Source organism: Actinocrispum wychmicini, from assembly GCF_004345645.1.
In the GTDB taxonomy this organism is placed as follows: domain Bacteria; phylum Actinomycetota; class Actinomycetes; order Mycobacteriales; family Pseudonocardiaceae; genus Kibdelosporangium; species Kibdelosporangium wychmicini.
The window spans coordinates 372,386-393,988 of sequence record NZ_SLWS01000007.1; the positions used below are offsets into that span (position 1 = coordinate 372,386).

Sequence of the window (21,603 nt, forward strand, 5' to 3'; positions counted from 1 at the left end):
TCAACGACCTGTCTGGCGAGCGGTGACGAACTCTTCGTCGACCGTGACACCGAGGCCGGAACCCGTTGGCACGGCTACGGTTCCGTCAGCTTCCAGCCGTAGGTGGTCGGCGACGACACCCCGGGACAGGGCGCTCTGGGCGACGTTGAACTCGACCCAGGGTGCCTTGTCCAATGTAGAGAGATAGTGCAGACTGTAGGCGTGCAGTAGGTCGGTCAACCAGGAGTGGGTGACGATCAGCTTGCCCTGGGCGCGAACCAGCTCGGGCAGGCCCAGCGCGACGGTGAGGCCGCCGCATCGGGACAGGTCCGGTTGCAGCACGTCGACATCGCCCTCCTCGACGAGCCGCCGGAAGTCCCAGATCGTGGCCTGCTGTTCGCCCGCCGCGGTGCGCAGGCCTGGGAATCGTTCACGCACCAGGCGATATTTCGACAGTTGCTCGGGGTGGACGAAATCCTCCACCCAGTACGGCGTGAACTGCGCGAGGACCGTGAGCATGGCGTCGTCCTCGGCCGGAGTCCGGGTCCGGTGTCGACCGTCGCTCTCCACGAACCAGCCCGGGTCGACCATCAACGTCCGATCAGGACCCAACTCCTCGGTGATCGCGGCGAGGTTTTCCCGGTCCCGGCCGGCGTCGAGCCCGAAACCGCCCCAGCCGAACTTGACACCGCGAAAGCCCAACTGGACGTAACGGGCGGCGGCGTTCGCGTTCTCCAGCGGCGTGTCGCGAAAAAGCGTTGACGCGTACGCGGGCAGCCGATCACGACGACGACCGCCAAGCACCTGTGCGAGATCGACCCCTTGGGCCTGGGCACGCAGCGACCACAGGCAGTTGTCCACCGCGGAGATACAGTGCATGACGACGCCACGGCGACCGTAGTAAGCTGTGGCCAGGTACAGCTCGTCCCAGCGGGACTCGACCTCCAGCGGATCCTTGCCGATCAGCTCCTCGGCGAGGGTACGAAACCCGATGCCGCCCATGCCATCGCCGGCGATCACAGCTGCCGCCACCGGACCGAGAGTCTCCACATCGGACCACGCCTCAAGGCCGTCGTCGGTACGCACGCGCACCAGCAAGAGCCAGTCGCCCTGATCGGTCGCCTCCGCGCTGCCCGCGCTGGTGCCGTAGGCCTCGTCGCCACGCAGCAGGATCGGCGAGACATCACTGATCTTCATCTGGCTCCAGCTCTCCCGGCAGGTCCGTGCTGACCGGGACGCGCCGCTCGGCCAGGCACGGACGGAACGTTTCAGCGGCCGACACCAGCATCCGCGCGCCCTGCCGGCGGTCCTCGTCGGCCATCTCGTCGGCGTAGTCACGCCCGCGCATCGTGCGCATGACGTCCATCTGGCTGCGATGCAGGCGAATCAGCTCGGTCTTGCGACGCTGGTGCGCCGGGCCCAGCGGCACGAAATGCGTGGCCTCGAAACCGTAGCCGTCACCGGGATGCACGTAGAAAATCCGGGGCGGGGAAACCAGTTCGGTTCCGTTACGAACGAACGACGGGATGCTGGTGAACAGCGCCGCGTCCGTCACGGCGCGGGCCGTGACCACGTGGTCGCTGTTGTAGTCCTCGGTCCAGTGCGTGAACACCAGGTCCGCGCGAAACTGGCAGAGCACATCGATGAGGTCGTGCCGCAGCGCCGCGTCTTCGTACAGAAACCCGTCCTCACGGCCAAGGCATCGGTACTCGGCGTCGAACGCGTCCGCCACGGCACGCATCTCGGCGTCACGAACCCCGGCGGCGGTGTCAAAGTCCACGTTCGGGTCGTACGCCAGTCCCTTGTCGCCGCGCGTGACGCAGACGAACCCGATACGGTGTCCTGCCTGGCGCAACCGAAGCAACGTGCCCAGACACCGCATCTCGTCATCCTGGTGCGCGAACACGCACACAACGTTCTTACCCTCACTCATCATGGCTCCCCAGCACAGCCCGGGACACGCCCAGCGCGCCGTCCACAGTCAGCAGGGTCCCCGACACGTACGAAGCGCCCACGGAGGAGAGATAGTCGACCGCGCCGGCCACATCGTCCACGGTGCCGAACCGCCCGAACGGCAGCCGGGCCGCCATACTGTCCAAATAGGACTCTTGGTACAGCAGTGCCTCTCCCCGGGTCCGGATCCAGCCGGGAACCACCGCGTTCACCCGGATCCGGCGGGGCGCCCACTCGTGCGCCAGCGTCCGGACGATCTGGGCCAACGCGGCGTGCGCGGCGTTGTAGCCCAGGCAACGCGGAAACGGGTGCTCGGCGTGCAGCGACCCGATCGCGGTCAGCGCGGCACCAGTCGGCAGGCGATCGGCCCGCACCAGTGCCCGAAAAAGCTCGAACGCGGCCACTGGGCCGACTTCCACGCTACGCAGAAGGCTGTCGCGGCTCAACTCGACCGCGTCCACGTGTTCCTCGTACGCCAGCGCGTGCACCACCGCGGTGACGTCGCCTAGATCCGCCGCCGCTGCCGCGACCGCCGCGCCGAAAACGGGATCAGCTGCGTCAGCGGCCACCACCTCGGCCCGCCCGCCGTGCTCGGCGATCGACCGCGCGGTCTCGTCCGCACGCGCGGAATCCCGGTCCACGCACAGCACCACGTCCCGGCTCGCGGCCAGCCGGCGGGCGCAGGCCCCGCCGATGTCGCCACCGGCCCCCGTGACGACCGCGACCTGCCTAGCCACCGTCGACCGCCGCCCGCAACAGGCTCATCAAACGCTCCGCCTCCTGGTACATCTGCGCGTCGATCACATCCGACACCGGCCCGCGCATCGCCGCGGACGGCAACACGCCTTGGCGTACCAGCAGGTGCTTCTCGATCGCGACGAAACTGTCCAAACTTGTCTGAAGCGATACCAGCTGTGCCAACGGACCGCCAATGCGATACGCTCGGTCGTAGTCGTCCGCCCGTAAAGCACGCCACAGCGCGGAAAGCGCCCACACCACGTCACCCGCGGGCATTGTACCCACGGCGCCACGCCGATAGCTGTCGATCAGATGGAGCCCACCGGTGCCCTCGAACACCCGGGCACGCCCGCCGGTCGCGTCGCGCAACTTCGTCAGACGCGGACCGATCGGCGGCGCCTCCGGCTTGAACATCACCCGGTCCCCCAGTTCGGCGTGCAACCGGGCCTGCAGGTCGATCGACAGCGACATGCCCACGTATCCGCTGGCATCCTGCACGATCAGCGGCACGTCCACAGCCTCGCCGATGCCGAGGAAATAGCGCAGCAGTTCGTCGCCACCAGCGGGGAACAACGCGGGCGGGGTGGCCATCACCGCGTCCGCACCGGCGTCCTGAGCCTGCTTGGCGTAGCGAATGGCGACCGCGGCCGACTCGGCACCCACGCTGATCACCGTGGCGCCTCTGCCCGCGGCCAACTTGCAGGTCAACGCGGCCACGTCGGCGCGTTCCTCCGACGACATCCGCAGGACCTCCGACACCATGGCGAACACCACGCCGTCGGCGCCGTTGCCGAACAGCCAGTCGAACTGGTTCTCCAAGGCCGCGCGGTCGATGCGGTCAGCGTCGTCGAACGGTGTCTGGAACACCGCGAGCACACCGGAGATCGAGTTGCCGGCAACCTTCACTTGTCCTCCTTGGACACGTTGGAACGCTCCGGATCCCGGATCCCCAGCCCGAGCAGGGTCAGTGAGTCACGCGCGCAGATGGCGTCGACGTCGTCGTCGGTGATGTCGGCGATGCCGAGGTTTCGGCACAGCGCGGCGGCCCTGCGCAGGCCGGCGATCGTCGCTTCGACCGTGGCGAACGGGTAGTCGGTGCCGAACAGCACCCGGTCGAGCACCCGGTACTCACTGGCGGTGGCCAGCGACTGGGCCAGCTGCCATGGTCGGGTGTCCATAGCGGACACGTCGAGGTAGAAGTGTTCGTAGCGGCGGATGGTCGCGACCGCCTCAGCCGTCCACGGGTGTCCGAAGTGGGCGATCCACATCCGCAGCTCGGGGAAGTGCGCGGCCACCTTGTCCAACTGCATCGGGCGGGCGTAGTCGGCCACCGCGGCGCGGGTGAACGTGGTGCCCTGGTGCCAGATCACCGGCAGTCGGTAGTGCTGGGCCACGTCCAGCAGTTCGAAGCACCGCCTGTCGTGCGGGTGGAAGTGCTGGTACGTCGGACCGAGCTTGAGCCCCCGCAGCCCGAGGTTCTCCACCGCGTGCGCCAGTCGCGAGGGCGCGTCCGGACGCGTCGGGTTCACGCTGGCGAACCCGATCAGCTGGGGCTTGCCGGTCACCGCCCTGGCCACGTACTCGTTGTCCACGACCACGCCGACCGGCTCGGCGTCGAACGCCAGCACGATCGCGTTCTCCGCCGCCGCGGCCGCCTCGGCGTGCTGCGCGGCCGTCACGTTCCACTTTGTACTCCCCCATGCGCGCACCTCGTCCTCGGCCAGCGGGGCACGAACGTGTGTGCCTGTCTCGCCAAGGTGGGTGTGCACGTCGACCGCCACGCGAGTCATCAGCGCCCCCGTTCGTGGCGGTTGATCGCGTCGGCGACGTCCCGCAACGTCGTCACGATTTCGTCCAACCGGGCGTCGACACGGCTGGTCGGACCGCTGACACTGATCGCGTACCGGTACACGCCGGTGTCGTCGCGGATCGGGACACCCACGCACTTCAAGCCGATCTCCGACTCCTCGTCGTCCAGCGCGTACCCGCGCCCGCGCACCTCGGCGAGGTCGTCCAGCACGTCCCGCGGATCGATCCGGGTACGCGACGTACGCCGTATCGGTGGCCGGTCGCGCAGCAACTGCTCGATCACACTGTCCGGCCGGTGCGCCAATATGGACTTGCCCAGGCTTGACACCCACCAGTCGTCGCGCTCCCCCACGCTGGCGCCGCGCCGGATCGACTGGGAGCTCTCCAGCGCCTCGATGATCACCGTCTCACCACCCTGGTCCACGGCCAGGTTGACGGTCTCGCCGAACCGTTCGAGCAACGCGCGCATGTGCGGCATCGCCCGTTCCCGCAACGGTTGCGCACGCTGCGCCGCCTGCCCGAGCGCGATCAGGCGCACCCCGAGCGAGTACATCCGGGAACTCTCGTCACGTTGCAGCCAGCCATGTTCCACGAGCTGCCGCAGGTACCGAGTGGCTGTCGATGGCTCCATTCCGCACGCCGCGGCGACGTCGGACAGCGTTTGGCTCGGTGCGGCCAGAAACGACTCGACGACGGCGATCAGTCGGTCCGACATGCGTATTGGCGCGGTAGCGGTCATGGGCTTGTCTCCTCGGTGGTGGCCGACGAAAGCCGCCGGATCCGGTCACGCTGGCGGGCCGGGTCGGTGACCGGAACCGCCTCCAGCAGTATCCGGGTGTACTCGTGCCGTGGCGCGGAGAACAGCTCCTCGCGTGTCGCGTGTTCGACGAGTTCGCCGTGGTACATCACCGCGACCTGGTGGGCCATGTAACGGACGACCCCGAGATCGTGCGAGATGAACAGGTACGTCAGGCCGAGCTCGTGCTGCAACTCCTTGAGCAGGTTGAGGATCTGGGCCCGCACCGAGACGTCCAACGCGGACACGGCCTCGTCCAGCACGACGAACTCCGGACGAAGCGCGAGCGCCCTGGCGATCGCCACCCGCTGCGCCTGGCCGCCGGACAGCTCACGCGGCCGCCGCTCGCCCATCCGCTGCGGCAACTGGACCAGGTCAAGCAGCTCACGCACCCGAGCGGCGCGCTTCGCCCGGTCGCCCGCCCGGTGGGCCAACATGGGCGCGGCGATGATGTCCCTGACCGTCTGGCGTCGGTTCAGCGAGCCGTGCGGGTCCTGGAAGACCACCTGGATACGCGACCGCAGCCGGCGCAGTTCCCGAGCTGGCAGCGTACCGATGTCCACGCCGTCGAAGCGGATCGTGCCACTGTCCGGGCGTTGCAGGCCGAGCACGCACCGGCTCAGCGTCGACTTGCCCGACCCGGACTCGCCAACCAGCCCGACCGTCGTGGCCCGCTCAATGCTCAGCGAGACACCGTCGACGGCCCGGGTACGGCCGCCGCCCGGCGCGGGAAAGGTCTTGACCACCGAGTCGACCTCCAGCAACGGCCGGCTCCCCCCGCCGGCGGTCATCGGACCACCCCATCGGTACCGTTGGGGATCCCGGTCGCCAGCACGCACCGCACGTCACTGTCACCGATGCGACGCAGCGTGATCACCTGCCTACATTCGTTCTGTGCCTTGACGCATCGCGTTCGGAACGAGCAGTGCTCGTCCACCTCCTCCGGCAGCGGCGGGTAGCCGGGGATGGCCGGCACCGGCCGGTCCAGGTCGGTGTCGAGATCGACAGTCGCCGACAGCAACGCTTCGCTGTACGGGTGCAGCGGGGTGGCGAAGAGCTGTTTGGTGGCGGCCTGTTCGACGATCTGGCCGGCGTACATGACCGCGATGTCGTCGCAGAACCCACCGGCGACGGCCAGATCGTGCGTGATCAGGATCGCGGACAGGCCACGTTGGGCGCAGATCCGGTCGATGAGCCCGATGACCCGCGCCTGCGTGGTGACGTCCAGCGCGGTTGTCGGCTCGTCGCACAGCAGTGCCTTGGGCTGCGCGGACAACGCCATCGCAATCATGACCCGCTGGCGCTGCCCGCCGGACAGCTCGTGCGGGTAGGCCGACAGCCGGTCCCGCGGGTTGGCCAGGCCGACCTCGCCGAGCAGGTCGGCCGCCCGATCCAGCGCGACGGCCCTCGGCACCGGCTCGTGCAGCCGAATCGCCTCAACGATCTGGTGACCGATGGTGATCAGCGGGTTCAGCGAGGCCGCGACGTCCTGGTACACCATGGCGATCTCCGCGCCACGGATCTTGTCGAGCTGGCGGCGACGCAACCTCAGCAGATCCGTGCCGACCAGCAACACCTGGCCACCGACCACCCGGATCGGGTCCCGGTGCAGCCCCATGATCGCCAGCGCGGTCAGTGTCTTGCCCGACCCGGACTCGCCGACCAGGCCGAGCCGCTGCCCGGCCGCCAGGGTCAGGTCGACCCCGCGCACGATCGGCAGGCCCCCGACCGCGACCTGAAGGTCCCGTACCTCCAACACCGCGCTCATCGGATAGGGCCTGTATCGAAGTCCCCGTTCGATGAGAGTCGGGATCGGGGCGGTTCCTGGCGTCGCCGCCGGAGCGGCCCAATACCGGGTTGTATTCGGGTGCTTCGGCGGTGGCGCCAGGGACCGCATCCGGCCCGGCTATCGCGGACGGGGACTTCGATACAGGCCCTGGCCGCCTTCCGCGCGCGACGACCACCGGCGAGCCGGTCGGCGGCCAGGTTGAGGCAGAGCACCGTGGTGAGAACGCACACCGCCGGCCCGACGACGTACCCGGGATCGTTGTAGAGGAAGCCATATCCTTGTTGCAGCAGCACTCCCCAGGACATGTCCGGCGGCTGCACGCCGAGGCCGACGAAACTGAGGCTGGCCTCCAGGATCATCGCGCTCGCCGCGTTGATCACGGCCTGGCCGGCGAGCGCGGCGGTCGTGTTGGGCAGAACTTCGCGCAGCAGCAACCGAATCCGGCCGGCGCCGAACGCGATTCCCGCCGTGTAGTAGTCCAGTGCCATCTCCTGCAGCACGACCGCACGCGCCATCCGCGCGGTGGTCGGCGCGAGCAACAGACCGGTGATCAGGATCAGCGACACCAGCGAGGCGCCGAACGCGGCCACACAGATCAGCGCGAACAGGATCTGCGGGATGGCCATGCTGATGTCCGCGCAGCGCATCAGGACCTGGTCGACGATTCCCTTACGGTACGCGGCGACCAGACCCCACAGCGTGCCGATCAGGAACGCCACGAGCACGCTACCGGCCACGACTCCCAGTGACAGCCGCCCGCCGTACATCAGTCGGGTCAGCAGATCGCGACCCAACTCGTCGGTGCCGAGCACATGTTTCGCACTGCTGTGCCCGAACGCGGCGGTCGGGTCGGCCGCCGTCGGGTCCTGCCCGAGGAACAGCGGTCCGAACACGCACGTGAGCGCGATCAGCCCGAGCACCACCACACTGACCGGCGGGAGCCGGCGAGACACGCGCCAGGTCCGCACGTCCACAGTGGATGGTCTGGCTGCGGCGGACATCCGGTCAGCCATGGTGCCCCCTTGTCCTCGGATCCAGCCACCAGGTCACCAAGTCGACGGCCAGGGTCACCACGATGAACAGCCCGCTGACCACCATGACCACTGACTGCAGCACGGCGTAGTCCCGGCGGAACGCCGACTCCACCGACAGCGAGCCGAGTCCGGAGAACCCGAACACGTACTCCACGATCACGCTGCCACCGAGCGTGTAGCCGACGATCAGGCCAAGCATCGCCAGGCTGGGCAGCGCGGCGTTGCGCAGCGCGTGCCGCAGCACCACCACCCTCTTCGGCGCGCCCTTGCCCTCCGCGGTCCGTACGTACTGTGACGACAGCGCGGTAATCATCTCCGTGCGCAGGTACCGCAGCAGGAGCGGGGCCGCGGCCAGCGACAGCGCGATGGCCGGCATGATCATCCCGGCCAGGTTGCGGCCGGGATCCCGCAGCAGCGGTACGTAACCGATGGACGGCAGCCACCGCAACGAAACGCTGAACACCAGGATCAACAGGATCCCCGCGACGAACGGCGGGAAGGCCATGCCGGCCGAGGCGAGCACGCTGATGACCCGGTCGGCCCAGCCGCCGGGCCGGTTCGCGGCGGCGATGGCGGCCGGCAGGGCGATAAGCACCGACAGCAGCACCGCGAGGATCGTCAACTCCAGCGTCGGGCCCAACCGCTCGGCGATCAACGTGCTGACAGGGCGGTTCGTCAGATACGAGGCCCCGAGGTCGCCATGCAGCATCCCGCCAACCCAGTTGAGGTACTGGACGGCGACCGGCCGGTCAAGCCCGGCACTGGCCCGCAGCCGGTCGATCGTGGACTGATCGACCCCCTGCAGCGTGCCGAGCCGGGCCAGCACCGGATCGCCGGGAAGCGCGCGCAGCACCGCGAAGATGAGTATCGACGTGCCGACAAGCAGCAGCAGGCTGACTGACACCCGCTTCACCACGTACCGCATGGCGCCCCTCCTACTGACCGGCGACGAAACCGGCGTCTTCGACATGCGGGTTGCCCGCGCCGTCCACCCACAGCCCGGCAACGGTGTTCTTGGTCGCGGTGAGCGTGGCGAACTGCAACGGCACGAAGATCGGCGCCTCCTTGTTGACCAGTTCCTGCACCTGACCCCACACCGCCTTCTGCCCCTGCGGGTCGGCCGTGCCCAGCGCTCGGTTGTACAGGTCGTCGACCTGCTTGTTGTTCCAGTTGCACTCGCACCGACCGGACAACACGAACAGCAGCAGGTCGGCCGCGTTGGGTTGGAACGACTGGAAGTTCGGCACGATCATGCCCGGGAACTGTTTGCCCGCCGGGTAGAACTTGGCCGGCCAGCTGGCGATGTCGGTGTTCTCGATCTTGAGGGTGATCCCGATCTTCTTCAGGCTCTCCTGCAGGATCTGGGCGCTGATGTTCCACTCCGGGTACTGCCCGGCCACACCCCACCAGGTCAGCGTGCTGCCCTCGGTGATGCCCGCCGCGGCGAACAGCGCCCTGGCCTTGTCCAAATTGTACGTGTAGTCGGTGAGACTCCCGGCGTAGTTGGGGTTGTTGGTGGTCAGCGGGTCGTTCGTGGTGGACACGACACCCTGGTCGAAGTACGCCGCCTTGAGGATCGCCCTGGCGTCGATGGCGTACGCGAGCGCCTGACGAGCCTTGGGGTTGTTGAACGGCGGGGCTGTGGTGTCGACCTCCCAGCTGACGTACTGACCGATCACCGCGGGCCGCGACAGCCGCAGCCGTGGGTTCCCCTGGATGGAGCTGACCTGCGACAACGGCACGGACCACAGCGCGTCCAGGTCACCGGCCTGCAGCGCGGTCACCGCCGCCGACGCGTCGGCCGTCTTGACCAGTTTCACGCCGTCGAGCTTGGCGGCCTGGCCGAAGAACTTGGGGTTGCGCTCCAGCGTCAGGTGGTCGTCGGCGACGAACTCCTTGACCTTGAACGGACCGGTGACCGCCGGCTGGGACTCCATTGTGGACATCGAAGCGGTGTCGACGATCTTGACCAGCTCGATCGAGGTCGGGAACAGCGCGTTGGGCGCCGTCAGTTCGAAGACCACGTCGTCGGCGCCACTCGCCTTGACGCTCACGATCGGGGCGACGTTGTTCTTGAGCTGGGTGACGGTGTCCGGCTTCCGGTAGTACTCGATGGTCGAGACCACGTCGGCCGGGGTCAGCGGCTTGCCGTTGGAAAACGTGACGCCCTGGCGCAGCGTGAACGTCCAGGTCCTCAGATCGGCCGAAGACGACCACGCGGTGGCCAGGTCCGGTTGCGTCTTCAGGTCCTGGCCGGTCTTGACCAGGCTGTTCCACATCAGACTGAACAGCGCCTGCTCCCAGGCGTTGGACTTGGTGACCGGGTTGAGCACCTTGATGCCCTGTGCCGCGCCGATGGTCAACACGCCCCCCGTGCCCGCCTGCGCCCCGGGCGGGTTGTCAGCCGGCCCGTCGCACGCGGCCACCAGACCGATCCCGCAGGTCGCCACCGCCAGGGCAACCAGCCGTCTTTTCATGATCGCGTCCTCTCCGGTTTCACCCCGGACACTTTCACTGAGTGAAAATGAATTGCAATCAATGAAATCAGGGCCATCGCCCAGCGTCAAGACCACACCCAGGTGGATGACGGCAGGCGGGATCGGGATCGCGGTAGGCACCATGGTCGGATCCGCGCGCAACAGCGCGAACCGTTGGGCGGCAGTGCTGTCTCCGGCTGGGAGTCACCGAGTCGGCGGGCAGCAGCTAACTGATTTGTGAGGTGCTCGACCCGTAGTTGGTGGTCGGCTTCTCGTGCGGTGGTCGGTGTGGTGCTGAGCGAGGTCGCGGCAGGACCCCGGGTGCGGTCAGGACCTGATCTTGTTGGCCTTCGACACCCGGAAACTCAGCCACCTCTTCCCCTGCTTCACCGACTGGCAACTGCCGACTTCCACCTGATAGCTGGCGCCGGGCGCCAAATTGTCCGTGCTGACACTGACGCCGCACGTGTTTCCGCTGGGAAGGTGCTTGTTCTCGATCTCGACGGAGAACCTGGCGGCATCCGGTCCCTTGTTGTACAGCGTCGCGATCAGGTACATGCGACTGGAATCGGGGTCGTCGTACCACACATCGCCCAACCGCACGTCGAGGCTGTCACGCAGGACTTCGTTGGTGTGATCACCTGGGCCATCCACAGCGGCGGCAGGCTTCGGCGCATTGCTGAGCATGATGATCGCCAACACGGTCGCGATCACGCACAGAATCGTCCCGGTCACCGCGAAATCCTTGCCACGACGGCGCCCACTCAGACCGGCAAGCCCGGCCAGCAGCCCAGGCAACGCGAACGGTAATCCGATCCACGCACGTAGTCCGGTGAGGTCAGCCGGGGCCAACGGGAGCACGACCGCAAAACCGCCGAGCACCACGGCCGCGATGCCCAGCCAACGGCCATCCCTGGCCGGCGCGCCGGGCGGATCGGGAGTCACCACAGCGGTCTGGCCCATCGGTTCTCCAGACACGCTACCCGTCATCAACAAACTCCCCTGGCTTGACCGGCCGGCGGGCACCTCTGTCAATCATGAACGAAGCCCTCGGTCAACCAGTCTGCACGACACCAACACGACCGATCCGAGCAGGGACCCGACACGGTTGCCGCGGACACGACAGCGGCTACGCTCGGGCGGGTGCTGGGGCATGTGGATATTGAGGCAGTCGTTGAGACAGCCGACGTGGCGCATTTCTTCTGGGAGCGCCAGATCGAGTTCAGCCACGACTGCTTCGTGTGCCGCCGACGGGGCCGAACAGTAGTGCTGAGGCAGGAGCAGGAGGAGGGGCGTTGTGTCTCGGCCCGCAAGCCCTCGGATCTCGTGCCCCCGGGCGTTCACAGCCTTTGCTGAGACTGGTCCGACGATCACCCTGGTTGACTAGTCGAGGTACGGACATGGTGAGGCGTTCTTCGACGGGCTCGAACTGGTGGCCCCCGGGCGTGTGATGGCCCGGCGGCCCCCAGCTCAAGCCGCTTGTACTGCCGCGGCGACTGTTCCTCGCCGGCCAGGTCTAAATCAGCACCTCGACGTCACTTCCGCGATCTGGTTGGTCTCGATCTTCATCCACCAGCCGCCGGGCAGGGTGAAGGAGTCATGTGTCCACCAGCCCGGTGGCCACCAGCTGTGGGTCTGCCCGTAGGAGTCGCACTGCACGTAGAACCCGTCCCAGTCCTCCCCGGGGTCGGTTCGGTCGCCGTGCCCCAGCGCACGCCACTCGGTGCCGGGCTTCGGGCCGTTGGCGTCGAAGTCCCTGATCGCCCAGACAGTTGCCGAGCCGGTGTTGTAGACCTGCCCGCAGTGGCCCAGCCGACAGCCGCCAAGCACAGTGGCCTGGTCCGCGGTACTCGGTGCCGCGTTGGCCATACCTGGCATCAGCAGCCCGGCCGCCATGAGCACGAACGCGATGACAAAACGTCTCATCCAATTTCTCCCCAGAATGCGAAATGCCGCCCAGCGGCGGTTGCGACGGCAACATTGCAGGACGTGTCCGCCGAGCGTCAAGGGACGACCCCTCCAGCGGGACAACGGGACACCGAACAGGCCGCTACCAGCGGAACCTCAACATCCCTGGGATGCGATGTGGGATGCTGGCGCCGGGGGAGGACACCGGTGGCCGAGGAGGTTCGACGTGTCCCACCCTCCCGTTGGGGGAGATTTCGCCCGTTTTCTTCATGAGTTGAAAGACCGGAGCGGGCGCAGCTACCAAGCCCTCGCCGCACACACCGGGATCAGCGCGTCGGCGCTGCATCGCTACTGTCGGGGGGATGGCGTGCCCCGGCAGTTCGCTGTGGTCGAGAAGGTCGGCATGGTCTGTGGGGCCAGCAAGGCCGAACTGGTCGAGCTGCATCGACTGTGGGTGCTCGCCGACGCACACCGGGACCTGCCGGCCGACCGCGCGGAACCGATTCCAGTCGCCGCGCCAGTGGTCACTCCGCGTACCGGACTCAAGACCGCCGTACGCGTCGCACTCACCGCGCTGCTGGTGTTGACGATGGCCGCGGCAACCGCACGCCGTACGCAGCCGCCCGCGGCGCAGGACATCACCGGCCCCTCGTGGACCCGCCCGCCGACCGAGGTCCGGAGCGAGCTGTTCGGTGTGACGATGAACAGCTCCACCGGAACCATGCCAGGGTTCCGGGTGGGGTCGGTGCGCCTCTGGGACAGCGGCACCCGCTGGGCCACCATTCAGCCACGCCGCGGCGAGTTCGACTGGTCCGTGCTCGATCGCCTGGTCGACGGTGCCGTGCGGGCCGGACTGCCGCCGCTGTTCGTGCTCGGCGGCACCCCGGCGTGGGCCGCGCCGAACGGGCCGGAGATGGCATACGACGACGGCTCACGCACCGCACCACCCGACGATCTGGCTGACTGGGACACGTTCGTGCGCGCGCTCGTCGACCGCTATCGCGGGCGCATCGACGCCTACGAACTCTGGGTGATGGGCAACCATCCGCGGTACTACACGGGCACCACCGAAACCCTCGTCGAGATGACCCGCCGGGCCAGCCAGATCATCAAGGCCGCCGACCCGAAGGCCAGGGTGGTCTGTCCCGGTATGGGGCGGTTGTGGGAAGCCGAAGCGCAGCGAGTGCTGCAACGCTTCGCCGAGCTCGGCGGCATGCGGCACTGCGATGTCGCGAGCGTCAAGCTGCATCAGCGCACCGCGTCGGATCCGCCTGAGACGATGCTGGACCTGCTGGCCGCGATCGACCGTGCGATGCACCAGTCAGGTGTGCACCCCACACTGTGGAATACCGGTACCACCTATGACATCCCCCTGCAGGGGTCGCTGGACGACGTGACGGCCACCAACTACGCGGTGCGCTTCTATCTCGTCGGGCTGTACGCCCGCCAAGTCAGTCTCGAGCGCATGTACTTCTACAACTGGGGCGGAACCAAGATCCCGATCGTCCTGCAGGCCGAAGGTGGCGCGCCCACCAGAGCCGCCCTCGCGGTCGAACGACTCCAGCGGTGGCTGAACCGCGCCAGCATTCGCGCGTGCGGGCATGGGCGCGCGGTCAATCTCCCGGACAACGTCTGGCAATGCGAGTTCACCGTCGCCGGTCTCACCGACAGCGACCGCCCTCGCGACGCGGTCATCCGATGGACCAGCAGGGGCACCGCCACCACGGACGCCGGACCCCGTGCCGAGTCCATCACCCGTCTGGACGGCACCACCTCGGCGGTCGCACCCGGCGACACCGTCGAAGTCACCGAGCAACCGATCCTTGTCCACTACCGCCGCGCGGGCGAATAGAGGCGGAAGCCGTCGCCACGGGACTCGCGGGGCCGCCCCCGCCGGGCGAGCGCCGGGTGAGGCTCGGCGGCTCGCCCGGGGGCCGGCCCCTGCAACCGGATCCGTGGCTCCTTAGCGCCGGGTCAATGCCGAACCCATTCAGAACCACTAGACCAATATCATCGACGGGGCCTCGGAAAGCCATGGCCGCCGAAGAACCGAATGGTCTCAACCACACGTTAGACTAGGTGGCGGCGCATCCTTGGTTGCAGGGCTACCGAATCGATGGATCCGCCGGAGGTTGGAATGGTCTACTCTGACCCAGACGATCATGTTCGGCGTCAGCTGCGCACGTTGCAGCGGGTGGTGGGCAACCCCACCGACGCCGTGCTCGCCCGGCGCAGTGGCGTCGCGGCCGCGACGTTCTCGGAGGTGATGTCGGGCAAGCGCCGGCCCCGGGCGGAGTTCGTCGCCAAGGTCATCTCGGGCTGCCTGGTCAGTGCCCGAGTCGGTGGGCAGGCGCCGCTGGACGAGCCGAACCTGCTCGACGCGTTGCGGCTGCCGGGTCACACCGCGGCCGACGGCGGGATCCTGGAACGGGACGGCGATCTGAGCCGCTGCTCGGTGGTGCTCGACGGCGTCCGGGCGCGGGCGGGCGCCGCCATCGTGGTCGAAGGGGTGGCCGGGATCGGCAAGTCCGAGCTGCTGGCCCGGGTGTGTGCCGAGGCGGCGGTGCGCGGGATCGTGCCACTGAGCGTGCGCGGCAACCAGCGGGACCGGACCACCGCGTTCGGCGCCGTCCGGACGCTGCTGGGCCGCTGGGTCTCCGGTCGCGGTGCGGAGGAACGGCGGACGCTGTTCACCGGGGCCGCGGCGCTGGCCCGGGTACCGCTGGGCATCCCGCATCCGCGAAGCAGCCACCCGGCGGCCATGATCGGATTGACCGAGGCGCTGTACTGGTTGGTGGTGAACGCCACTTCCCTTGTCGGCCCGAGAAGGCCGGCGGAGGCGTTGTTGCTGGCGGTCGACGACGCGCACTGGCTGGACGACGAATCGCTGAACTGGCTGGAGTTTCTCGTCGACCGGCTGGCCGGCCTGCCGCTCGTCGTGGTACTCGCCTACCGGCCGCACGAGCCGGCACCGGCGCTGACCCGGATCGCGTTGCGGGCGAACGAGATCGTCCGCCCACTGCCGCTGAGCCAGGACGCGGTGCGGATCCTGGTGAGCCGCGGACTCGGCCGGCGCGGGGCACCGGCCCGAGAGCCGGACGAGGCGTTCTGCGCGGCGTTTCGCCAACACAGCGGCGGCAATCCGTTCTACCTGCGGTGGATGCTCAGCCTGGCCTGCGAGCGTGGGCTGACACCGACCGCGGCCGCCGCCCCCGAGGTCGGCGACCTCACCCCGCGACATGTCGTGGTGTACCTGAACGAACGGCTCGGCAGTCTCGGTGACGCGGCCCGGCGGTTGGCCCAGACCATCGCGGTGCTCGGTCCGGGAAGCTCGCTCGAGCACGCCGCGCGGCTGGCCGGACTGCCCCTGGACGAGGCCAAGCGCCAGTACGACCGCCTGTGCCGTGCCGCGATCCTGGCCGACAAGTCTACTGTGGACTTCTGGCACCCAATCATCCGCGGCGCGATCTACGACGACATCGAGCCATCGACGCGCAGCGACACCCACCTGGCGCCTGGACCGTCCACATGAGAACGATCCGATAGCGGCTGGAGCGGTGGAACGGCGTTGTTGCCCGCTCCCAGCAGAGTGTCGATGAGGTGGCCGACGCCTTTCTGGATCGCGCCGTACATGACCGCGGTGGAGCCGAACTCGGAGGCTGCGACGGCGGGTGTGCGCAGGCACCGCAGCTTGATCTCGGCCACCAGGATCGGCACGACGATCGCAGCGGCGGCGGCCATGGTTCCGGTCAGTACCACCATTTCCGGGTCGAGCAGGGACACTGTGGTGGCCACCGCCTCGGCGACCACCCGGGCGTACTGCCGTACGGCGTCGACCGCGGCCGACTGCCCTTCCCGTGCCGCGATCAGCACATCCTGGACGTGGTCGCCGGTCGTGCCACCGGACGGCAGCGTCGCGCACCGGCCGATGTAGTCGATGGCGTACTCACAGTTGAGGGCGCTGAACCGGGATACGTCCCCGGCGACCCCGCCCGCGCCCAGCCTGAGCTGACCGTCGAGCACCAGGCCCATGCCGACCCGGCGCCCGGCCTGCACCACGACCACGTCCCGGGCCCCTCGCGCCGCGCCGATGCGTTGTTCGGCGAGGGTGGCGAGCCGGACGTCGTTCTCCACCACCAGGGTTCCGGGTGTCAGCGGGGCGAGCCGGTCAACCAGGTTCAGCCCGGACCAGTCCGGGATCGCGGCCGACGCGAGCACCGAACCGTCCGGCGCGAGCCGGCCTGTACTCCCGGCCACGGTCACCCACACCTGGTCGGCCGTGATCCCCGCGTCGGCGATGCTTTCCCGCACGGCCCGCCCGACGAGGGCGAGACGTTCGGATGCCGGCGTTCGCGCCGTCGGCCGCTGGTGCGCATGGCCGAGGATCGCGCCTCCGAGGTCGGCCACCGCGGCGTCGATCGAGTGAGCGCCGATGTCCAGGCCGAGAACACATCCCGCCTCGGTACGGAACCGGAACCGCTGGGCCGGTCTGCCCCGGCCGGCGACGACCGGCGCTTCGGCGGCCACCCATCCTTTGTCCTGCAGGCCGCTGACCACCTCGCGGACGGTCGCCCGGGTCAAACTGGTCTGATCGGCGATCTCCGACAGCCGCATCGGGCCACCACCGCGCACCACGTCCAGCACCGCCAGCTCGTTGATCTGACGGAGGCGGTTGAGGTCGCCCGCGGGCACCACCGGCCTGGATTCCATCAAGATCGCCCTTCCCCTCGTCCGGATCACCCATTATCGTCAGTCTCCATCAATATTAGCCGTCCAAGGAGACGTGGTGGGGTCCACTCTGTGCCTCTCGGTCGTCCGCCTGCTGGTTTCCGTGCCGGGCGAGGACAGCGTCCTGCCGATTCTGCACGGTCCCGACCCCGTGCCCGACATGGACGAGGCGTTGCCGCAGCTCGAACTGGTCCGGCTGGCCGATGGTGATGTCGCCGGTGCTCGGCGGGCATGGGACGCGTCGCTGGGGTTGCAGGTCACTCTGTGGACGCTGCGCTGTCTGGGCGAGCTCGACCGCGTCCAGGGCAGGCCGCACGACGGGGCCGACCGGATGCTGGCCGCGATGCTCATGCGTCCGGGCACCATCGAGGCCCTTACCGCGCTGGTGGCCGCCGGACGTGCGCCTGAGGCGTTGGCGGTGGTGGACAGCCTGCCCGATGAGGACCGGCGGCACGGCCGGATCCGGTTCTTCGAGTGGTGGGCGGCTCTGCAGGCGGGCAGCGTGGCCAGAGCCTGCCGCATTATGAGAGAGACCATCGAAATAGCGGACCCCTTCGGCAGGACGAGGGGACGCACGCGGTCATGAGCTTCGCTGGCCGGGGACGCATCTGGGGAAAACAAGCACGGAACGGAGAGATTCATGCGCCCATCAAGATTGCTTGGCATTTTACTGGTGATACTGGGGATTCTCGCCACGGGCCTGGCCGGGCCCGCGTACGCGCAGACCTTCCCGTCCACCATTCCACTGCTGCGGGAGTGGACCGACGGGCCGTCGTCGTACCAGTATCTCCCAAGCAGTCGAGTCGTCCTCGACCCGGCGTTCTCGGCGAACTGGGCGGACACCGGCACCACCGTGGCCGATGACCTGCAGGCCCTGACCCGGGTCAGGCCCGCCGTCGTCAGCGCGACCGGATCCGCCGCCGTGGCGGGCGACATCTACCTGACGCTCGGGTCGAGTGACGCGGACCTGGGAGAGGAGGGCTACCGGCTGGAAGTGGGTCCTGTCATCAGGATCAGCGCCCGTACCGTGACGGGCGCCTTCTACGGCACACGTTCGGTTCTGCAGTTGCTGCGGCGCACCAACACCGTTCCCGGCGGTGTGGCCCGCGACTGGCCGTCCTTTCCGGAGCGTGCCCTCATGATCGACACCGTTCCACGCATGTACACCAGGACGTGGTGGGAGAACCTGATGCGGGACATGGCGTACACGAAGATGAACGACCTCACGTTCATGGTGTACGGCACCGGTGTCAGCGACTCGCAGATCGCCGAGATCATCGCGTTCGCCAAGCGCTATCACATCAACGTGACCCCGCAGGACGACATCGTGTCGCACGCGGAACGGTTCATCGGCCAGCACCCCGGCCGCCTGTTCGCCGTGGGCAGCGAACTGCCGGCCAACGGCGCGGTGGACTTCACCCGCACCGGCGCGTTGGACATCGTGCGCGGCGAGATCGAACGTTACATCGACCTGTTCCCCGGCAAGTACTTCCACGCCGGCGCCGACGAGTACCTGGGCTACTGGGACCCGCCCGGTTGGGAGACCTACCCGCGGCTCGGCCTGTTCGCGCGAACCGTGACCGACAATCCGAACGCGACCGGCGCGGACGCCTTCCTGTGGTACCTCAACTGGATCAACGGCATCGTCAAGTCTCACGGCAGGACGCTGCGGGTCTGGAACGACCAGATCGAAGCCGGCGGTGTGGTGCGTCTCGACACCGACATCGTCGTCGACTACTGGCGACGGCCCGGCGGCAACCCGCGAGCGGCGACCGCCCAGCAACTCGCGGACGCCGGGAACCGCGTCCTGAACGCGAACTACGACTATCTCCACTACGACAAGGGCGGTTTTCAGCCAAGCCCGAAGGCTGTGTATGAGAACTTCCGGATGGCGGGCTTCAACGGCGGCGACGTGACCGGCGCGGCGAGCATCATCGGCGCCCGGCTGCCGGTGTGGATGGCGGAGAACGACGGCCCGCAGCAGAGCAACGACGAGGTCGCCGGCAGGCTGTTCGAGATCAACCGGGTCCTGGCCCAGGTGACCTGGGGCGCACTGAAGCTCGACCCGGTGTACGGCGAGGAAGGACAGGGCTTCAACTCCCGTGCCTTCTCACTCGGGCGCGCGCCAGGGTACCGCGGCACGCCGCCGCTCAACGGCACGGGAATGGGCCCTGGCACAGCGTACGAAGTGAACGGCAAGGTAGGCTACGTCCTCGCTCGTCCTAACGGGACTGTCCAACACGGATACCAACCGCTGGCCGGCAGCGGCCCATGGCGGTGCGAGACCATGCCGACCGGGCCGGTGAACAACGTCGCCGCGGATCCCGCCATGACCAGGTACGCCGACGGCGCCTTCGTGTTCCTCGCCCGGCGGTCCGACGGCAGCCTCACGCAGGCGCGCCAGTCCGTCGCCGGGGCCGGGCCATGGGTGTACCGCGACCTCGGCCGGTCGGCCGTGGGTCGGCCGGCGGTGCTGGTCGACGCGCGCGGGCAGCTCGTCATGGCCGCGCGACAGGCGGACGGGACTGTCCTGTTCGGACGCGAGGACTATCCAGGCGGTCCGTGGACCTTCACTCCCCTTGGCTCGTCCGTCGCCAGTGACACCGCGTTGGCCGCCGACCACAACGGGAAGGTCACGATCAACGCCACGGGCACCGACGGGCGGCTCGTGCACATCTGGCAGAACACCCCAGGTGTCGACACCTGGACCGTCGAACGGTTCGGCCTGGCGGGCATGGCGGGGACACCCGCGGTCGGCAACGACAGCCATGGATACTTGAGCTTCTTCGTCCGGATGAGTGACGGCCGCCTGCAATACGGCCACCAGACCGTGCCCGGCGACGGACCGTGGGCATTCGAGTACGTCGGCCCCGGCACGGTGGCCGGCGACCCCGCCACGGTGCTGGACGTCAACGGGCGGCTCACCTACTTCGTCCGGCAGGCCAACGGACACCTCCAGCACGGTTGGGAAACCACCCCGGGCGTCCAGAAGTTCACCGTCGAGGACATCGCCTCGGGCCTCACCGGCGACGTCTCGGCGACCAACGACGTGTCCGGGCGAATCGTCTACTTCTCCCGGGACACCAGCGGCAACCTCCGGCACGGCTACCAAAAAGTGCCCGGCAGCGGCCCGTGGATGTCGGTGAATCTGCCTCTGGCGTGCTGAGTGCTCCGGCGGCACCGATCACTCACGATCGGTGCCGCCGGCCTGTGCGTCAGGCCGGGACCAACGGGCTGCATCCAGTGGCGGGGCGCAGGGGCCCAGGCCCGTTGACGGTGGTGAACAAAGATGTGCAGGACTGGTAGGACTGTCCGGGCGTCGTGGGCACCGTTGGGGTGATCAGGGAGGAGACCGTCGTGCCCGGCACCGTGGAGCAGGCTGTGTGGGCGGCATCGCACTGGGTGAGCGAGGAAACTATGTTCGTGGCATTACCGCTGACGCTGGCGAACCCAACGACCTGTCCGTTGCTGATCGACACACAGACCGACCCGACGGGCGAAGGGCCGCCGACACCACCGAAGGCCAAAATCGTTCCACAGCTGGTGGTTGCGGCTGGCGAAGCGCTCGCGGAAACGGCGGCCGACATACACAGGCCGGCCGCGGCCAACGAGGCGGTCATGATGCAACGGGCAACGAGCCCCATAAGTACTCCTAGGATCGCGTCTTGCATTACCTGGCCACAGCATGCTCGGCTCCGCATTGGTGATTCACTAGTGGCATGTGAATCACCTGGTCATGACTGTTCAGGCCGTGCGGGCGCGCTCGTAAGTCATGTGGGCGAGGCCGTTCCCCACGGTCTTCGTGTGGATTAGGCGCAGGGGGCGCTTGTCGCTGGTCTCGCCGAACAGGCGCTCGCCAGCACCGAGCACAACCGGGAAGACAGTCAGGCGCAGCTCGTCAACCAGGTCGTGCTCCATCAGCGTGCGCACGAGCGGGCGGCTGGCGTACACGACGATCTCCCCCTGTACCTGTTGCTTGAGCTTCGAGACCTCGCCAACCACCTCGCCCGCCAGGACGGTCGCGTTCGTCCATTTAGGCTTCTGGAGCGTCGCGGACACGACGTACTTGGGCAGGCGGTTCAAACGGTCCACCCACTCGCCGCTCAGAACTGTCGACCGGGTCGCGAAGTACTCGTCGCTCCGCCGACCCATCAGCAGCGCCTCGGCGCCTTGTGTCTCGGCCAGTTCGAGCTCAGCCCACGCCTGAAAGTCCTGGCCCATGAACTGGTGAAACCAGCCACCGTGCCTGAACCCGCCCTCACCGCTCGGGTCCTCGACGACGCCGTCGAGCGTGACGTTCTGGCTGACCACGATCTTTCCCATCTTGGTTCTCCTTGCTTCGGTTTGTGGGTGTCGCGTGTGTTGAGACGTTCGCGGCCGGGGAAACAGGGC

General features: G+C 68.1%; 19 protein-coding genes. 4 read left to right on the forward strand and 15 right to left on the reverse strand.

All coding sequences use genetic code 11. The features are described from left to right. From EV192_RS31770 to EV192_RS31830, 13 genes are all read right to left on the reverse strand, one after another. The gene (locus EV192_RS31770) at positions 1-1,176 is read right to left on the reverse strand and encodes a mandelate racemase/muconate lactonizing enzyme family protein (protein ID WP_132121990.1); all 1,176 of its coding nucleotides are present in this window, start codon (positions 1,174-1,176) and stop codon (positions 1-3) included. Continuing rightward, positions 1,163-1,912, reverse strand: a complete 750-nt coding sequence (locus EV192_RS31775) for a PIG-L deacetylase family protein (protein WP_165960716.1) — start codon at positions 1,910-1,912, stop codon at positions 1,163-1,165. The genes EV192_RS31770 and EV192_RS31775 overlap by 14 nt, the downstream gene beginning before the upstream one ends. After that, positions 1,905-2,669 carry an SDR family NAD(P)-dependent oxidoreductase gene (locus EV192_RS31780; RefSeq protein WP_132121995.1) on the reverse strand — a complete coding sequence of 255 codons (765 nt, stop codon included), beginning with the start codon at positions 2,667-2,669 and terminating at the stop codon, positions 1,905-1,907. Before EV192_RS31780 ends, EV192_RS31775 begins: the two co-directional genes overlap by 8 nt. Then, positions 2,662-3,576 carry a dihydrodipicolinate synthase family protein gene (locus tag EV192_RS31785; protein ID WP_132121997.1) on the reverse strand — a complete coding sequence of 305 codons (915 nt, stop codon included), beginning with the start codon at positions 3,574-3,576 and terminating at the stop codon, positions 2,662-2,664. The genes EV192_RS31780 and EV192_RS31785 overlap by 8 nt, the downstream gene beginning before the upstream one ends. Further along, positions 3,573-4,460, reverse strand: coding sequence for an amidohydrolase family protein (locus EV192_RS31790; protein WP_132121999.1), 888 nt, complete (start codon positions 4,458-4,460; stop codon positions 3,573-3,575). Before EV192_RS31790 ends, EV192_RS31785 begins: the two co-directional genes overlap by 4 nt. Then, positions 4,460-5,218, reverse strand: a complete 759-nt coding sequence (locus EV192_RS31795) for an IclR family transcriptional regulator (RefSeq protein ID WP_132122001.1) — start codon at positions 5,216-5,218, stop codon at positions 4,460-4,462. Before EV192_RS31795 ends, EV192_RS31790 begins: the two co-directional genes overlap by 1 nt. After that, on the reverse strand, positions 5,215-6,066 hold the full coding sequence (locus EV192_RS31800) for an ATP-binding cassette domain-containing protein (RefSeq protein WP_132122003.1): 852 nt from the start codon (positions 6,064-6,066) through the stop codon (positions 5,215-5,217). The genes EV192_RS31795 and EV192_RS31800 overlap by 4 nt, the downstream gene beginning before the upstream one ends. Beyond that, a complete protein-coding gene (locus EV192_RS31805; protein ID WP_165960717.1) occupies positions 6,063-7,043 on the reverse strand; it encodes an ABC transporter ATP-binding protein in 981 nt (326 codons plus the stop codon). The genes EV192_RS31800 and EV192_RS31805 overlap by 4 nt, the downstream gene beginning before the upstream one ends. Further along, a complete protein-coding gene (locus tag EV192_RS31810; RefSeq protein WP_132122006.1) occupies positions 7,040-8,077 on the reverse strand; it encodes an ABC transporter permease in 1,038 nt (345 codons plus the stop codon). The genes EV192_RS31805 and EV192_RS31810 overlap by 4 nt, the downstream gene beginning before the upstream one ends. Next, the gene (locus EV192_RS31815; RefSeq protein WP_132122008.1) at positions 8,070-9,023 is read right to left on the reverse strand and encodes an ABC transporter permease; all 954 of its coding nucleotides are present in this window, start codon (positions 9,021-9,023) and stop codon (positions 8,070-8,072) included. Before EV192_RS31815 ends, EV192_RS31810 begins: the two co-directional genes overlap by 8 nt. A gap of 10 nt (positions 9,024-9,033) precedes the next feature. Continuing rightward, complete coding sequence (locus tag EV192_RS31820) at positions 9,034-10,575, reverse strand: ABC transporter substrate-binding protein (RefSeq protein ID WP_165960718.1); 1,542 nt, start codon at positions 10,573-10,575, stop codon at positions 9,034-9,036. Positions 10,576-10,902: 327 nt separating this feature from the next. Further along, positions 10,903-11,538: a DUF308 domain-containing protein gene (locus tag EV192_RS31825; RefSeq protein ID WP_132122012.1), complete on the reverse strand. Its 636-nt coding sequence runs from the start codon at positions 11,536-11,538 to the stop codon at positions 10,903-10,905. Positions 11,539-12,096: 558 nt separating this feature from the next. Then, a complete protein-coding gene (locus EV192_RS31830) occupies positions 12,097-12,501 on the reverse strand; it encodes a hypothetical protein (protein WP_132122014.1) in 405 nt (134 codons plus the stop codon). A 157-nt stretch (positions 12,502-12,658) separates the two neighbouring features. On the opposite strand from EV192_RS31830, the gene EV192_RS31835 reads away from it, so the two are divergent. Next, positions 12,659-14,335 carry a helix-turn-helix domain-containing protein gene (locus EV192_RS31835; RefSeq protein WP_132122016.1) on the forward strand — a complete coding sequence of 559 codons (1,677 nt, stop codon included), beginning with the start codon at positions 12,659-12,661 and terminating at the stop codon, positions 14,333-14,335. A 285-nt stretch (positions 14,336-14,620) separates the two neighbouring features. Beyond that, entirely contained in the window at positions 14,621-16,015 is a 1,395-nt protein-coding gene (locus EV192_RS31840; RefSeq protein ID WP_165960719.1) for an AAA family ATPase, read from the forward strand. Here EV192_RS31840 and EV192_RS31845 read toward each other — a convergent pair. Then, complete coding sequence (locus tag EV192_RS31845) at positions 15,952-17,193, reverse strand: ROK family transcriptional regulator (RefSeq protein ID WP_132122020.1); 1,242 nt, start codon at positions 17,191-17,193, stop codon at positions 15,952-15,954. The genes EV192_RS31840 and EV192_RS31845 overlap by 64 nt on opposite strands. A gap of 76 nt (positions 17,194-17,269) precedes the next feature. Between EV192_RS31845 and EV192_RS31850 the strand changes: the two genes are divergently transcribed. Both EV192_RS31850 and EV192_RS31855 read left to right on the forward strand, forming a co-directional pair. Continuing rightward, a complete protein-coding gene (locus tag EV192_RS31850) occupies positions 17,270-17,797 on the forward strand; it encodes a hypothetical protein (protein WP_132122022.1) in 528 nt (175 codons plus the stop codon). Between the two features lie 87 nt (positions 17,798-17,884). After that, on the forward strand, positions 17,885-20,377 hold the full coding sequence (locus EV192_RS31855) for a DUF8189 domain-containing protein (RefSeq protein ID WP_165960720.1): 2,493 nt from the start codon (positions 17,885-17,887) through the stop codon (positions 20,375-20,377). A gap of 578 nt (positions 20,378-20,955) precedes the next feature. Here the strand turns inward: EV192_RS31855 and EV192_RS31860 are convergent. Beyond that, positions 20,956-21,534 (reverse strand): dihydrofolate reductase family protein, encoded by a 579-nt coding sequence (locus EV192_RS31860; protein ID WP_132122026.1) that lies wholly within the window; start codon positions 21,532-21,534, stop codon positions 20,956-20,958. Positions 21,535-21,603: the final 69 nt, after the last annotated feature.